The following is a 274-nucleotide window of genomic DNA, read 5'->3' as shown; positions in this document are numbered from 1 at the left end:
CTGCCCGCCCCGCAAGGCGTGACGCATGGGGCTGGCAAGCCACCACGCCTCGACCTGCTGCTGACCTTCGGCGAGAGCGCAGACCCCGCGCTTGCGCGTCTCGCACGCAAGCTGTTCGAGCGCCTGCCCTGTCCGCTGCTGGAGGTGCGTCTTGAAGGTCGAGGCGATCATTGGGTGCTCAAGCGAGTGCGCCCGCAATCCCTGAGCCACCTGGCAGCGGCGGATGAAGACCGCTTCGCCCAGGCGCTCAATCGCCATTCGCGCAAGGTGTGGC

1 protein-coding gene is annotated in these 274 nt (G+C 68.2%); it reads left to right on the top strand.

Annotation, left to right across the window (positions count from 1 at the left end; translation table 11 throughout):
* On the top strand, window positions 1-274 hold a 274-nt coding region (locus R0J88_RS20115), incomplete at both ends, for a RimK-like ATPgrasp N-terminal domain-containing protein (protein WP_410900892.1).

This window comes from Pseudoalteromonas sp. SIMBA_162, assembly GCF_046535955.1.
Lineage (GTDB): Bacteria > Pseudomonadota > Gammaproteobacteria > Enterobacterales > Alteromonadaceae > Pseudoalteromonas > Pseudoalteromonas marina.
The sequence above is the reverse complement of the archived record's forward strand: the minus strand, read 5'-3'. Positions and strand labels throughout refer to the sequence as shown.